Genomic DNA, 15,142 nt, shown 5'->3' on the forward strand with positions numbered 1-15,142 from the left:
GTCGCACGCCCCCGACCTGCAAATGAACGACGGATTGGACACGTGCGATGAGTTCTACCGACAGCATGATCGCACTGATCGGCGGGGGAGGCACGGAACTGACGCAGCATCGAATACCGTTGCCTACCATCGGTTCCACCGAGGTGCTGGTGCGCGTGCGCGCAGTAGCACTCAACAACGCTGATCCCGAAATGGCGGCCGATGCGCTGTCGGACGAATACGTAGCTGGGTTCGAATTCGCCGGCGACATAGTCGAATTGGGTGACGGTGTGTCCGGACTGGAGGCCGGTAGACGCGTCATGGGGTCGACTCCGCACAGCTTTGCGCAGTACGTGACGTGCGACTACCGGCATCTGCTGCCCATGCCCGACTCGATCGATTACGTCGACGCAGCACCCCTTACAACCGGTCTACTGACCGAGTACGGTGCGCTACGACGCGGCGGATTCTCGGCGGGCGACACTGTGACGATCACGGGTGCAACCTCAGCCATCGGGCTCATCGGCATCCGGATAGCAAGGGCTCTGGGCGCGGGGCTCGTGATAGCGACAAGCCGTACTTCGAATCGGTCCACGTCTCTTCACGATGCGGGTGCGGACGTAGTCGTGGCTACTTCGGAACAGGACCTGACGTCAGCACTGCTCGTCGCGACCGAGGGCAAGGGGGTCGACATAGTGCTCGATCACGTCGGAGGTTCGATGTTCGGTGCTGCCCTCCCCGGAATCCGTAAGGGCGGATCGATAGTCAACATCGGTCGTCTCGGTGGCACCCGCACTACAATTGACCTCGACGCACTGTCGTATCGCCTGTTGAGTGCATACGGCGTGTCGTTCGGTTTCGGTGACCCCGACCAGATCGGTGACATCCTGAAAGGCGTCGCCTCGGATCTGTTACCAGCGATCGCGGACGGACGTGTGCGCGCAACCATCGATTCAGTTCACACATTCGATTCTGCGTCGCACGCCTTTGCTCTCGTCGGCCAAGGCCGATCACACGGCAAAGTGGTAATGACTGTCGAATAGCCTCACTCGAGCACTTCAGGCTGCACCAACCTCAGAGCTTCACGGTCGAGGCGGGCCTGGATCGTCACTAGGGTCGTGTCTCCGATGATGCGTGCGTCTCTGAGCTCCAAGATCGCGGCCTGTTTGGGCGCGATCATTGCCAGCCTCAATTGGGTCATTTCGCGGTGCCTTCGCGCCGAACCGGTGTAGTCCTCACTATCGGGGTCGAATGAGAGGAGTGCGCGGTGTTCCTCGTACTCGGTTTGGAGCCTGGCCGTGACCGCCTCGTCTACACCCAGGGATCGAGCCACGTCTGGTAGAGCGCGCACGGCCTCCTCGACCATCCGATGTTCGGCCAATTCGAGCTCGTCGTCCCTCGTGGTGTCCGATGGAAGGTCAGCCCACCGCAAAACGGGAGGCAGCAGCACCCCCTGCACCACGAGCGTGAGCAGAACGACGCCGGCAGCGACGAAGATGACCTGGTCACGTCCGGGAAACGCCTCGCCCGTCGAGAACGTCACCGGTACAGCGAGTGCTACCGCCAACGACACGGCTCCTCGAAAACCTGCAACGGTGCTGACAACTCTGGCTCTGTTCGGCATCCGTCGTGCGTATTGCGACGACCGTCGGTCGATGAGACGAATCAACGCAACGACGGCGACTTGGAACACGAATCTGATGATCAGCAAGCCGATCCATGCAGCGAGCGTCAGTGCGATCAGCGGTCCAATTTCCGATACAGCAACTGCCCGCACGGCCGATTGCGCCTCGATGCCGATCAGCGCGAACAGCGCTCCGTTGAGAAGTGATGTGGCCAACGTCCAGAACCCGAACGTCTGTTGACGCGACCGAGGCGTACTCACCCGAGGACCGGACTGGGTGATGAACAAGCCTGCCACCACGACCGCTATGACGCCCGACGCATGAACCAGCTCGGCGAGTAGAAACGCGGCGAACGGCAGAACCACCAGCACGGTACTGATGACGAGGGGGTCCGACAGTCGGCGCAGCACGTAAGTACCGAGCCACGCCGAAACCAGGCCTATGACCGCACCGCCTACGTAGGAAACGACGAGCAGCCAGGCGATCGATGAGGCGCTGTACTCGATGCCCCCGACCGCCACGCCCACCGCGATGGTGAACAGGACCAAAGCCGTACCGTCGTTGATCAGGCTTTCTGCGCGTAGCAGCGTCATGTTGCGATGCGGCAGTGACTTCGCCATCGATGAGACGGCTGTTGCGTCGGTTGGCGCAAGCGCGGCACCCAAGATCAGTGCGGCCCCCCAGGTCATTCCGAGAGCAGTTCCGAGTCCTGCTATTCCCAACGCGGTCACGACCACGAGAACCGTGCTGAGTAGCAGAATGCCACGCAGGTCGCGTCGTATCTCCCGCAGAGAAGTGGTCAAGCTCTCCCAGAACAGCAGTGCGGGCAGGAACAACACCAGCACCGCTTCGGAGGGCAGATGGATCTCACGTACCTGCGGGACGAAGCCCACGAGGACGCCGGAAATCAGCAGAACCAGAGGAACCGGTACACGCAGTCGCGGTGCCACCACCGACGCCATGATTATCAGTACACCGACCAACACGATAGTTTCGAGCGACTCCATGTACGTATCTCATCTCTCAGGTGGTGGCACCAACGAATCAAAACGATCAGCGACGACGCGCCTCGACTGTCAGTTCCGTTGCGCCGTAACTATTGTCATCGGGGTTGACGGTAACGCCCGGGGCCACCAATTCATCGATTCTGTCCAATACCTCGGTCGACAGCGTGACCTCGGCTGCGGGCAACTGGGACACGAGCTGTTCCATCGTGCGCGGACCGATGATCGCCGACGTGACACCAGGGTGGTTGATCACGAACGCGATCGCGAGTTCGATTACGCTGATTCCTGCCTCCTCAGCCACAGTGGCGAGCGCGTCGACGATGTCGAGCTTCTGCTGGTTGGCCGCGCTCGACATATCGAAGCGAGGACTCGGTCGAGCCGCCGAGGTTGGCACCGGTGGTGCATCCTTGCGCCACTTGCCGGACAGCCATCCGCCGGCAAGCGGGCTGTAGGTCAGCGTTCCCATTCCGTGGCGAAGTGTGGTCGGCAGGACGTCTTGTTCGATGCCGCGCACCAGGATCGAGTACGGAGGCTGCTCGGTGACGAATCGTGCGAGATTGGCTTCACGAGAAGCGAATTGGGCTTCGACGATCTGGCTCGGCGCATACGACGACGAGCCGATGTAGCGAATCTTTCCCTGGCGCACCAGATCAGTGAGAGCGCCGAGTGTTTCTTCCACGTCCATCACTGCACTGGGACGGTGGACCTGATATAGGTCGATGTAGTCCGTTCCGAGTCGCCGAAGCGAGTTTTCGACTTCCTGGACAATCCATTTTCGTGATCCTCCACTGCGGTTCGGGCCCTTGCCCATCGGCATGAAGAATTTCGTCGCGAGCACGACGTCGTCGCGCCGGCCTTTCAGAGCCTTCCCGACGATCTCCTCGGATCCGCCGTCGGAGTACACATCTGCCGAATCGACGAAGTTGATGCCTGCGTCCAGCGCGTGATGGATGACTCGTATCGAATCGTCCACATCCTTGTTTCCCCACTCACCGAACATCATCGTGCCGAGGCACAGAGGGCTTACTTCCACACCCGTCCGGCCCAAGAGGCGGTAGTCCATAGTTGTCTCCGTTCTGTTCAGGCATTGACGGAATCGAGGCTAGGGGCGATCCGCCGCGGAAGGGAGGACCTGTCGGTACCCCGGACACATCGGGTATCGAACACTGTCTTCCCGGTGCCCAAGGGGGTACTGCTATTACCTGGATGAGCAGTCACTCCCAGAAGCGCCGATAAGAACGTTGAATGGATTCTGCTCGGCACGCGGTAAGTGACTGTTCGATTCAAGCCGCGCCGAAACACTCTTTTCGAAAGGCAACCACCGCTATGCGAGCTACGTTCATGTACGGCGCAGGAGACGTCCGTGTCGAAAACGTGCCAGACCCGATACTCCAGTCGACCACCGACGCGCTCGTTCGCGTAGTTCGTGCATGCGTCTGCGGGTCGGACCTACACCCGTACCACAACATGGCAGCTACGCCCGAGGGAACACCGATGGGTCACGAATTCATCGGTGTAGTCGAGGACATCGGCAAGGACGTCGGCACGCTCGCGAGGGGTGACTTCGTCATCGCACCCTTCGCGTGGTCGGACGGCACGTGCCAGTTCTGCCGCGAAGGCCTACAAACGTCATGCGAGCACGGTGGATTCTGGGCAGCCGGCGGCATCGGCGGCGGCCAGGCCGAGGCAGTTCGCGTTCCCTTCGCCGACGGCACACTCGTCAAGGCTCCGGCGGGTGAGGATTCCGCTCTTCTCGCCTCACTACTGACCCTGTCCGACGTCTTCGGCACCGGCTACCACGCCGCCGTCAAGGCGAAGGTGAATGCAGACACCACCGTGACCGTCGTCGGGGACGGCGCAGTTGGCTTGTCCGCGGTACTTTCTGCCAAGCGCCTCGGTGCACAGCAGATCATTCTCATGGGACGCCACAAGGCACGGACCGATCTCGGCATCGAGTTCGGCGCAACAGACGTCGTCGCCGAGCGCGGCGACGAGGGCATCGCCAAAGTCCTCGAGCTCACCGGCGGCAATGGCACGCACACAGTCCTCGAGGCCGTGGGCCACATGCCAGCGTACGAGCAGGCTGTGCGTGTCGTCCGCCCAGGCGGTGTCATCAGCCGCGTGGGCGTGCCCCAGTACGAGGAGGCAGGTGTCGGATTCGGCAGCCTGTTCGGGCCTAACATCACGTTGACCGGTGGACCGGCACCCGTGCGCGCCTACATCGAAGAGCTCCTCCCCGACGTCCTAGACGGCAAGATCGAGCCCGGTAAGGTCTTCGACCGGACCGTGTCACTCGATGATACGGCCGAGGGGTACCGGGCGATGGACAGCCGCGAAGCACTCAAGGTGCTCCTCCGACCGTGACCGACTCGATGTCTACGAATCAGCCCTACCGCCGGTGGCGGGATCCATGAAGAATCCCGACCCTCGCTCCGGACGCGATGACGAACCGGAACCAGGGCCCGGACGCGCGACGGCCCTACTGTTCACGGCAGTGATCGTGCTGTTGATTATTCTGACTTACCTTGATTCACAGGGGATCTGAGAGGTGTAGACACAATGACCGAATGGAATTCCGCCGAACTGGACGCCGTCGGACGAGCGGGCGAATTGCGTATCGCCGGCCGCCGAAAAGACGGCACGCTGCGCAAGCTCACCATCATCTGGGCAGTACGCGTGAAGGATGCGCTCTACGTCCGATCGGTGAACGGCCCGGAAGCGGCATGGTTCCGCGGGACGCGGACTGCGGGTGAAGGAAGGATCGAAGCGGGCGGCGTCATCAAGGACGTGACGTTCACGCGCGACGATTCAGCGGACAAAGAAGTAGACGCCGCTTACCGGCACAAGTACGGCTCCGGTTCAGCGGTAGAACGCATCACGAGTGACCTGGCCACACATACGACGCTTCGCGTCGACCCGAAGTAACAGTGTGAGACCACTCCGACCTGCCGAGCGCATATCGCCCGAAAACCGGGACGGTACACCGATCATCTCGGCGCACACCCATGCACGCCTGGCTCTCTTCGGTGCCGCTGGCGCCAAAACGTTGTCGAGCGACACTCCGGGCAGCTATGTGGTCACCGAGACCGACGCACTCACCGAGCGGCCGGACCTGATCGACGCGCTGCAACGCGACACCGGCATCACCGTTCTTCCCGTCTCACCGTCTCTCTGAGTGCGGTCGGCCGGGTTTGAGGAGGCGTGAACGAGCTCGGCCGCCGGTCATTCATTCAAACGGTATACAGGCGGTGTGTCGGAGTCATTCGAACAGACGACAGTCTCCGTGAAGCGCACGCTGCGTGAGCGACGGTTACCGCACCGTCAAGATTTCTTGACGGCTGCGCCGGCTGGGGCACGACCTGGTGGATGCGCGCGAACGCTAGTTCGACGGCGGAGTGTTGTCGACGAAACCGTGCGGTCCCTGGTCAGCCTTCGCTAGCTGACTTGAGGTGAGGTCGCTTCCGGTTATGTCCGCCTTCTCGATCTGGGCCCTAGTCAGATCAGCCCCCGCGAGTGACGACTTTCGCAGATCGATGTCTCGCATGTCTGCGTCGACCAAGACGGCTTGTCGAAGGTCGAGGTTGGCCCACAACGATTTAGTCAGATCTGCGCCGTGCAGATCAAGAATCAAGCCCAGCCCCTTCCATGTTCCGTGTTGTTCGTTGAGTCGAACGGCCAACTGGCTGATTATTGCGTCGTTGACCTGCGATTCGTTCTCGTGGGACGGACCGCGGACGATCCCACATGCAGGGATGTGTGCTTTGCGCCGGAGTTGAGCGCACAGGAGATCAGCAATCGTTTCCACCTCGTTCTTAAGGGCTTGTTCCTCATCCCCTAATCCACGTCGGTATCGGACCCAGTCGTCGCCAACGCCGCAGAGCGCATACACACCGGCCTGACGAATACCGACGAGATCCCGCTCTTTTGTGCCGAAGGCTTCCGCGGCTTTGTGAAAGCGCTCCCAAAGTGCTGCTTCGCGTTTGTGGTTGGCTTCTTCGGTTTCTCGATCGTGCCTGTCTTTAGCCTGGTGGTAGTAGTTCAGGGCAGCACCGAGCGACGCCAGTGCTGCTACGAGTACAGCACCCGCTGGGGTGTACACGCCGGAGAAGCGTTCAGCGAACCACTCTTTCGCTGACCCAACCCATATCAAAGCGACCAGCGCGCCCAGGGCGAGGATGACTGCGAGTAATGAAGTCCAAAACCAGAAGGACTTCCACTTGGACGGATAGGATCTTGAGTTGGCCACTTAGCTATTATTCCAAGCGATAACACCCCCTCGCGCGGGTGGCTTGCGTTTGGACTGTTACGTGGTCCGGCCCCAGCCGACGTGGAGGTGCCTATCAAGTTTACAAGGGGTGACTTCGCAACGTTCCTGCCCAGGACGATCGAGTTACGGCATTGGCCCGGTCAGTTTGATCATTCGAAGTGATAACCGAACAGTCCGCCGTGTTCGTAGGCATCAGTGTGACGGGGGGGCGATCACGTCGTCGGCCAGTGCGGTGTCGTACTGCTGGGCTTTTGATAGGTCGTCGCTGTTCATCGTGACGATGTATTGCATGTCTTCTTCGCCTGCGACCTGCGCGCAGTCTGTTGTAGAAGCGACTACGAACGCCGCCTATCTCCTCAGTCTGGACTGGCGGCTGGCCGCTGGCTATCAGCAACTCGCAAGCCGTGAGTCTCTCCGACGAAAGCTTAAAGCCGCGACGAAAGACCCGGCGTTCGGACTCGTGATCGGAACTGTCTCGGAATTAAGAGGTCAACTAGCCGCGACCACCGTCCGCGTGAGGAGCCTTGAAGAACAGGTTGCTTCATTCCGCGTCGTGGCTGAGTACGAACTATTGCAGGCACGTGCCGACGAGATCGACGCGCATATGCCGCTGTACGTCTGTGTGGTTTGTGCGCTAAAGCCCAATATCGTTAACGGCGTCTCCGAGGAGTGGGGCGTGTTCGCGGCAGTACACCTCGACGGAGTCGAGGCTGGCGTGTCCGGTCTGTCGGGCGATGGCGGGTCCGTTGGCGCCGTTGCGGGTGCTTTGGGTGACGAACCGGCGCGGAGCGAGTGCCCACCGAGTTTTGCGAGGGCGGTGGGGGCGTAGTCGGCGTGTTCGGCGTGGCGGCGGATGGTCTGATGAATCGCAGACCCGGATAGTGCGGTGTTGCCAAGATTGCCGTTCGTCGCGACTGTCCGCAGTAGCGGTGCGCGGGCGGCGGTGCGGGGCACTCCCCCACGGCACACATGCGCGTCGAACGGTTCCTTGTTGCGGAGGAGTCGGATGACCGAGGGCCTGTCACCGGCATCGAACGCGGCGACGACCTGTGCCCAGCGGACGTACGCGCAGGGTGGGCAGGTCTCGTGGGACTCTGTGTACGGTAACGCTTTGACCTCTCCCCTGCCTTCTTGGTCGGTCTTCGATTTCGTAGCCGGATGTGGAGGCCGTCGTGCCCGTGCACGGTGACGTCTCCGCACACCAGGTCGGATAGTTCGCTGCGTCGAAATGCGCCGGCGAACCCGAGCAGCAGGATCGCAGAATCTCGACGTTTGAGCACCTCGTCGGCCCAGCCCTGGCACCGTTCCCGAGCCGTCGCGACAAGAATCTTGATGTCGTTGACCAGCAATGGGTCTCGAGGTGCGCGGGGGCGGTCCCCCGTTGAGGCATACTCCCGCCGGATCCCCGACAGCGTGGCGGTGACCAGTTCGTGTGCGGATGGAGACAGATGCCCCGTGGTGCGGTGCCGATTGTTGATCGCCGCGATCCAGGTGCCGAAAGTGGCGACAGCGTAGGCCCGCTCGCCCGTTTCGGTGCGGGTGTCGGCGGCGTCGACGAGGTGGGCGGCGACAGATACCGGGTGCGCAGGCTACGCGACGTGCACTTCCCGCTCGCACCAACCGGCGAAGCGTCGCCATCCGGCGGCGTAGGTGCGGCGAGTGCCGTCGGAGCGGGAGGCTTCGACGGCTTTCGCGATCCGTTTCGCCACGGCCGGTGGGATCTCAGGCTCCACGGCGGTTGACGCAAGCATGGCTGTGCGGTCCGAAGTGCTCACCTCATGTGATCGGCCCGGCCGGAAGTCCATGCGGGCAGCCTGGCGCAGGTCACCGACAGTCTGCCTAGCAAGAACTGTGCTGAACTAGCGTTTTCCCAGAGACGGTGCGGAAAATGCAACTTACCGGTGCAACGTCCGATTGCCTCTTCAGGGCACTTCTGCAGACAATACAAGCGACACCCTTCCGCATCGGACCTCGCCTCTGTCTGACGACGGTTCGGTACCGCGGACGGCATAGTTGCGGTTGTTTGGGCAAACCGCAACTACGTGATACTCACTTCACTGCGTGCCGAGCTTGCTGGCCGCACAGTCAGCAGACCACCGATGAACGACGAGGTGTAGACCGAGACCGGTGTCATTTGTATGGTGTACTCCGGGAGGGGGACCCAGTGAATGAATCTGCAACCAGAGTAATGCGCGCTCGCCGGGATTTCGAGCGTTTGGTGCCCAGGCCGTGGAACCGGGAGACTTTCCTGGCGAACCTTGGTGAACACCGCGGACGGCCTGTGTCATTGATGGCGGTCGAGACGGCACAGCGAGGCACACCATGCGGACTGTGGCTTGCCTACGCCGATCACGACGAGATCGTCTATGACAGTGATACATCCGATTACCATGTCGACCACACGATTCTTCACGAGGTCGGCCACATGGTTCTCGATCATAGGTGTGAGGACCGCGAGTCAGGACTCGTCACAATCCAGCGACTACTTCCCGACATCGACACTGCCAGAATCGAAAAGGTTTTGGGCCGGTCTCATTTCGACGACCAGCAGGAGAGCGAAGCAGAGATGTTCGCAGACCTCCTGATGGCGGGAAGCTACTCCCCCTATCGACGCTCGGCGCCCATGACTTCCTTGTGGGGCAGTCGCGCGTGACGTCGTCGGTTATTCCTGCAATCGCGTGGCCGACCATCGTTATTGCATATGTAGTAGTAGGGATTCGCTTGACCTGGTTCGACGCGAGCGCTGGCGAGCGGCGTATAACGGCGGTTCTTGCTCTGGCGGCGACCGGATGTGTGTTCCGGGAAAGCGTTGTGCAGGAGACGTTGGCATCCATCTCGCCCGAGTATCTGTCAGTCGGGCTCACCAGGCAGCTGAGCACGACCGTCATTGTGCTTGCGATGGCGCCGTTCTTCATGGTCGTTTTGTCCTGGACCCTGCAGGACCGCGAACCATCGTGGTTGAGCTCCGCGGTCTACGCGACCGCGGCGAGCTTCGTTCCGTTGATGCTCCTGGTCGGGGCCGGCGCCCGGAAGTCGGGTCAGTACATAGACAAAGCTGAGGGATGGAGAACTATCGCGTACTTCGCGATGTTCGCTATATGGGTTGGTGGAATGGCGTTCGTTCTATTGAAAGCTTGTGTGTCCGAACTTCACCGGGGCGCCCTCGCGCCCCGACACGTTCTGTCCTACCTCGTGATCGGGGCGATTGGACTCTGGGCTGCCGAGGAAGCCACCTCAATCATGACGAGTGCACTGTTCGCCTCGCAGGGAGTTGAAAAGGAGTTCGTTCAACTTCGGTTCGCGATGAACGAGAACAATTTTGTCCTGATGGTCGGACTCGGTGCTGTATGTGCTGCGCTCCCTGCATGTTCCGTTGTTCTTGAGCGCTTCGGCATCGACCGAACGACACGCGACGTCAGAGCACTCCAAGAACTCTGGTTCGATCTCACCAGCTCCTGCCCAGAAGTGCGTTACGTCCCCGATCAAGACCAGGAGTCAGTTTCCGCAGGTCGTCGGCTCCATCGCATGACGATTGAGATCCGGGATTCGATATTGATACTCAAGCACTTCACGTCCATTCAGCCTTCCGTCGACGACACAGCACTTCAGACTGCGATTGCGCTCCGAGATGCTGCTGCCTCGAAGTCTGCAAACAACGCTCCTGGACTTCCGTCCGCGGCCGTGAGACTCACGCCGGCGTCGGGTAGCGAAACAAGAGCACTCAAAGCTATTGCTTCACAGTGGAAAAGAGCAGCGAGTCATTTCCATACCTATTCCGTGACCGAACCTGAGATCAATCCTGCGAGCAGAGTGAAGGGTCCAGCATGACGACGACTCCGGTCGACCGAATTCTCAGTTCCGATCGTGTTCTCCCGCACCCACCCCACCGTCTACCGTTACTCGGAGACGTTCTCGATCTCCACGTGACAGATTCCAGCCAATGGGGCATGCGCGGAGCGCAGCTGTACGGACCGATCTACGAGCGCCGCATCCTGGGTGCGAGAGTGACATATGTATCCGGTCCAGAGCTCGTCGAGGAGATAAACGACGATACGAAGTGGTCGAAGTTCCTCGGCGTCCCGATTCGCAACCTACGGTCGATTGCGAACGACGGACTGTTCACAGCCCACAACTCCGAGCCGAACTGGGCCAAAGCACACGCCATCCTTGGGCAGGCTTTCACCCAGAAATCCATGCGCCAGTACCACGATGTGATGGGTGACGTCGTGAACCAGTTAGTTGATTCGTGGTCTGCGCGCGGATCAGAGACGTGGCTGGATGTTCCGAACGACATGAACAAGACCACTCTGGAAATCATCGGACGCACCGGATTCGGCTATGACTTCGAGTCGTTCACCCGTCCGTACCCTCATCCGTTCGTCGAACAGATGTCGCGTTCCCTCACCTATGTCAACCGCTCGGCCTACTCTCATCCACTGATCGAACGGACATGGTTCCGCAAGGAGCAGGCCCAACACGCTCGGGACGTAGCGTCGATTCGTGAACTTGTCGACGACGTCGTAGCCAAGCGAATCTCGGATGGCGAACGCCCATTCGAGAGTGACTTGCTGGATCGCATGCTGAACACGCCAGACCCGGACACAGGCGATCGCCTCAGTGCCGAAAACATTCGGAATCAGATCATCACGTTCTTGGTGGCGGGCCATGAGACGTCAGCTGGGGCGCTTGCGTTCGCTCTCCACTTCTTGGCCACCAACCCGGAAATCGCCACCCGCGCTCGCGCGGAGGTGGATACGATATGGCCAGGCGACGTCGATCAGATCTCGTTCGAGCAAGTTTCCAAGTTCAGATACCTCCGTCGAGTTCTGGACGAGACGCTCCGACTGTGGCCGGTAGCACCTGGCTACTTCCGAAAAGCAAACGCGGACACCTTGCTTGGCGGTCAGTACCCTTTCGAGAAGGGAGAATGGGTGTTCGTGGTTCTACTCCAGCTACATCGAGATTCCGAGTGGGGCGCCGACCCCGAGAAGTTCGACCCCGACCGCTTCCTACCCGAGAAGATCCGTGCTCGCCGTCCCGACCTCTACAAGCCGTTCGGGTCTGGGATGCGAGCGTGCATCGGCCGACAGTTCGCACAGCATGAGATTTTGTTGACCTTGGCCGCCCTGCTCCGGAACTTCGAACTCGAGGCTGACCCCTCCTACGAGCTACGCGTCAAAGAGATGATCACCCTCAAGCCGGACGGCCTTCGGCTACGTGCCCACATTCGCTGACGTGCGCGCAACGCACCCCCGACGGCTACTCCGCACAATCTCCGATATCGAGCGGAGGTCAGACGGTGCAGCCCCTCCGCGCAAGTAGATCCCCTTCAAACCGGAACCTGCCAACTCACACAGAAACACCAGCTGCTCATGAAGTCCGGCGCCGCTCTGCGATGTCAAGTACCGAGCATCGACCGTAAAATGATCTGCAAGAAGCGATAACTCGACATGGGAGACCGCGGTGAGGTCTCCATGTCGAATGGCTGCGAGCGCTTCTGGAGTGAGCTGGCCGCCCGAACCTGCGACTGCGGCTGCTACCTCCGCGTTCGACTGCTCCGCTCCGTTCTCCGCTCTCCACAACCGGAAGAGCGTGTTGACTCGCTCGGCCAACGACACCGGTAGTTCGACACTCTCTGTCAATTTACTGCCCTCCCCTGTTTTCATGACTTGCCTGGAGTCGCCGGGTAAAACGCTCGTCGGTCGCCGTGTCGATTCCGCTCGTTCTGCCCGCCAGCCACCTGCGATATTGCCGCTCCTCGAATTCGTCCGGATCGACGGCATTGTTTGGTTCGTCGAGTAGATGCGAGAACGCCGCGAAGATCGGTGACAACGTGCCGTGCTCGCGCCGGTTAGCTTCGAACAACTGGGTCACATACGTCCCGTAGACGGGATGAAGCGCGCTACTCAGATCGTCCGCGATAGACCGGAGGTCGGTGTCCTCGGCCCGCTGTTCAGCGTGCTCGGCTAGTCGCGTCGATACGCTGATCAGGTCCGTGACCGTTGCGATATCGAGCGCGATACGGTCCACATCCGGGAAAGCCACCTGGCCTGCGGTAGCTGGTGCATCGCTGCTGCGGGGACTACCGCCGCTCAGCAGTCGTGCTGCGCTGCCAGCAGTCCACGCGAGACCGGAGTCGAGTTTGGCCAGTGTTGCCGGCGACGGATCGGTGATCTCGGCGCGCTCGATCCGGGTCAACGTTGGCTCCGATGGGCCTCCACGGTCACGTACCTGAACCCGACTCAGCCCCAACTGCTGACGCCGTTCGCGAACTGCCTGCGCGAAACGACGGTGGTCTTGCATGGACGGATCGTAAGCAAAACCAAACATAGTGACAACAAGAACACATTTTTATGCTGTATTTACGTCTTGTTTTTGTTATATTTTGGTTTGCATGCCACATTGGCTCAACCTTCGGGGGAAGGAACGCATTGGTCACAGATATGAAGCCGATCACGGGGACCGGGACCGTTCCCAGGACTGCACATCGCCACCCGGAGGCGGAACGATGACGGGTGCATCCGAGCATCACCACGGAACTGTCGCGTCGCTCGAATGGTGCCCAGCGCTCACACAGAACAGAAAGACTGCTGAGCTACAAGCATGTTCGCGTGAACGTGGCCACGATGGAATGCATCAGTTCATCGGCGACGACGGATCGGTGCTCGCGCAGTGGACGTCGCGCCGACCTTCTCATCGGGATTGACACCGGCGACGGGGCCCAGCCGATCACAAGCTCCGTCCAGGGACACAGGCCGCGACAACCCCCGCGCCTATGTCGACCCTTGGACGGCCTGATGCCGGGTGGGGCGCCCCCGAGCCCCACCCGGCCGTTGCGCCAAGCAGAGCCTGTTGCGCGCCGCTGCGCGCCCGAACCAACGAAAGACGGAAATGGCTGCACACCATCTGAATTCACGACAACGGCCTGCACACCGCGGGTCGCAGTAGAAAGGGACTGATCGCAATGACAGCGAATGCAGGAGTAGCGCAGCACCGCGCACAGCCGGCACGGGGGCGGGTGATCAAGGCGTTGCCCGCTGTCGCTGCGGTGGCCATCGCGGGGCTGGTAGCGACGCCCGCCAACGCGGCGCCCTCGCAGCCTGGCGTCACCAGCCCCCAGGGCTCACAACCAGGGGTGACCACCACACCTCGCCCAGCTCCTGCAGCTCCCGCCGAAGACACCTACCTGCCCGGTTACACACCGCTGTACGACTACTCCGGCGAGACCCGCACGGTCGATGACTACAACGCCGGCCGTCAACAGCCATCCTACGACACAGCCCCCGCGATCTACGACAACACTCCGGTCCCGATCCAGGGCCCCGCCGTCACCACTGATCCCGAGATTGCAGCCCCCGCCCCGGTGCCGGAAACCGCACCCGTGCCCACGATCGAACGCACCAAAATCGTGCCGATCGAGACACCGGAGAACACAGTCCTGGTCGGGGCGAACCCCGTTCCTTTCGATCCCGCAATCGTCGACCCGACGTTCGCTCGCCAGCTCTCGAACACGTTCCAGGCGATCCAGGCGGACGGTGGAAACCTGCTCGTCGACAACGGTTTGGCGGATGCACCGCGCGCGGACCGTATCGCCGCCGGCACTGTAGGAGGGGCCGTCACAGGTGGGCTGGTCGGACTCGGTGCGGGTCTCGTTCCCGGCACTGCCATCACTGCCGGCGGTACGGCAATCGGAGTTGGGCTCGGAGTGGCCGCAACGCCGATCCTGTCTCCCGCCGTCGTAGCGGTTGGGCCCGGTCTTTTCATTTTCGTTCCCGGGCTTGGTGCCGCCGTGGGCGCTGGTGCGGGAGCGCTTATTTCGGCGCCGATCGTTGCGACCACAACCGCCATCGGGGCGGTCACCGGCGGCTTACTCGGCGGCGCGGCCGCGGGCGGCGAAGCAACGATTACCGAAGAGCCAGCACTGGCACCTGTGCCTGCCATCGAGGCCGCCCCGACCGGTCCGTCCGCCGATCAGCTCCCGGTGATCCCAGCACCTCTGACCACCGAACCGGGCCCGGATCTGCTCGCGCAGGCCAACACCGCCATCCAGAACGCTGCACCGGTCGTCGAGCGCGCCGTCAGCGACGCGAACACCTGGATCGAACCGGCCGCCACTGCGGTAGAGGGCTTCACGACGACAGTGCTCCAGCAACCCACCGTTGCCGATGCCGCTGCCGCGGCGGGTCCGGTCCTCGATCAGGTAAACGCCACCCTCGCCGGTCTGCTACCTGCCTGACCTGCTTCTTCGTCCCAGATTATTCACG

Annotated in this window: 12 protein-coding genes and 1 pseudogene; 8 read left to right on the forward strand and 5 right to left on the reverse strand. The window is 61.4% G+C overall.

From position 1 onward, the window contains the following. Positions 1 to 47 precede the first annotated feature (47 nt). Positions 48 to 1,022, forward strand: coding sequence for a quinone oxidoreductase family protein (locus tag CH290_RS10505; protein WP_033188410.1), 975 nt, complete (start codon positions 48 to 50; stop codon positions 1,020 to 1,022). Positions 1,023 to 1,024: 2 nt separating this feature from the next. Here CH290_RS10505 and CH290_RS10510 read toward each other — a convergent pair whose 3' ends face one another. Continuing rightward, positions 1,025 to 2,611, reverse strand: coding sequence for a Na+/H+ antiporter (locus CH290_RS10510; RefSeq protein ID WP_033188409.1), 1,587 nt, complete (start codon positions 2,609 to 2,611; stop codon positions 1,025 to 1,027). Between the two features lie 46 nt (positions 2,612 to 2,657). Next, positions 2,658 to 3,674 carry an aldo/keto reductase gene (locus CH290_RS10515; RefSeq protein WP_033188408.1) on the reverse strand — a complete coding sequence of 339 codons (1,017 nt, stop codon included), beginning with the start codon at positions 3,672 to 3,674 and terminating at the stop codon, positions 2,658 to 2,660. A gap of 263 nt (positions 3,675 to 3,937) precedes the next feature. Here CH290_RS10515 and CH290_RS10520 point away from each other — a divergent pair, with 263 nt between their 5' ends. The 3 genes from CH290_RS10520 (at position 3,938) to CH290_RS10530 (ending at position 5,786) form a co-directional block, all read left to right on the forward strand. Continuing rightward, positions 3,938 to 4,975, forward strand: coding sequence for an alcohol dehydrogenase catalytic domain-containing protein (locus CH290_RS10520; protein ID WP_170947634.1), 1,038 nt, complete (start codon positions 3,938 to 3,940; stop codon positions 4,973 to 4,975). A 195-nt stretch (positions 4,976 to 5,170) separates the two neighbouring features. Beyond that, a complete protein-coding gene (locus tag CH290_RS10525) occupies positions 5,171 to 5,536 on the forward strand; it encodes a DUF2255 family protein (protein ID WP_033188406.1) in 366 nt (121 codons plus the stop codon). A 4-nt stretch (positions 5,537 to 5,540) separates the two neighbouring features. Continuing rightward, entirely contained in the window at positions 5,541 to 5,786 is a 246-nt protein-coding gene (locus CH290_RS10530; protein ID WP_033188405.1) for a hypothetical protein, read from the forward strand. 204 nt (positions 5,787 to 5,990) lie between these two features. On the opposite strand, the gene CH290_RS10535 is transcribed toward CH290_RS10530, so the two are convergent. Both CH290_RS10535 and CH290_RS30535 read right to left on the reverse strand, forming a co-directional pair. Then, entirely contained in the window at positions 5,991 to 6,857 is an 867-nt protein-coding gene (locus CH290_RS10535; protein WP_052083050.1) for a pentapeptide repeat-containing protein, read from the reverse strand. 655 nt (positions 6,858 to 7,512) lie between these two features. Next, a pseudogene (locus tag CH290_RS30535) lies at positions 7,513 to 8,629 on the reverse strand (site-specific integrase). Positions 8,630 to 9,042: 413 nt separating this feature from the next. Here CH290_RS30535 and CH290_RS10550 point away from each other — a divergent pair. The 3 genes from CH290_RS10550 (at position 9,043) to CH290_RS10560 (ending at position 12,112) form a co-directional block, all read left to right on the forward strand. Next, positions 9,043 to 9,531 (forward strand): hypothetical protein, encoded by a 489-nt coding sequence (locus CH290_RS10550; protein ID WP_230620882.1) that lies wholly within the window; start codon positions 9,043 to 9,045, stop codon positions 9,529 to 9,531. 68 nt (positions 9,532 to 9,599) lie between these two features. Further along, a complete protein-coding gene (locus tag CH290_RS10555; RefSeq protein ID WP_212555949.1) occupies positions 9,600 to 10,706 on the forward strand; it encodes a DUF6545 domain-containing protein in 1,107 nt (368 codons plus the stop codon). After that, entirely contained in the window at positions 10,703 to 12,112 is a 1,410-nt protein-coding gene (locus CH290_RS10560) for a cytochrome P450 (protein ID WP_052083049.1), read from the forward strand. Before CH290_RS10555 ends, CH290_RS10560 begins: the two co-directional genes overlap by 4 nt. A gap of 409 nt (positions 12,113 to 12,521) precedes the next feature. Here CH290_RS10560 and CH290_RS10565 read toward each other — a convergent pair whose 3' ends face one another. Beyond that, positions 12,522 to 13,181 (reverse strand): helix-turn-helix domain-containing protein, encoded by a 660-nt coding sequence (locus CH290_RS10565; RefSeq protein WP_052083048.1) that lies wholly within the window; start codon positions 13,179 to 13,181, stop codon positions 12,522 to 12,524. A 661-nt stretch (positions 13,182 to 13,842) separates the two neighbouring features. On the opposite strand from CH290_RS10565, the gene CH290_RS10570 reads away from it, so the two are divergent. Beyond that, positions 13,843 to 15,114, forward strand: a complete 1,272-nt coding sequence (locus CH290_RS10570; RefSeq protein ID WP_230620880.1) for a hypothetical protein — start codon at positions 13,843 to 13,845, stop codon at positions 15,112 to 15,114. The last annotated feature ends 28 nt before the right edge of the window (positions 15,115 to 15,142 follow it).

It is taken from the genome of Rhodococcus sp. 06-156-4, assembly GCF_002259345.1.
GTDB lineage: Bacteria > Actinomycetota > Actinomycetes > Mycobacteriales > Mycobacteriaceae > Rhodococcoides > Rhodococcoides fascians_E.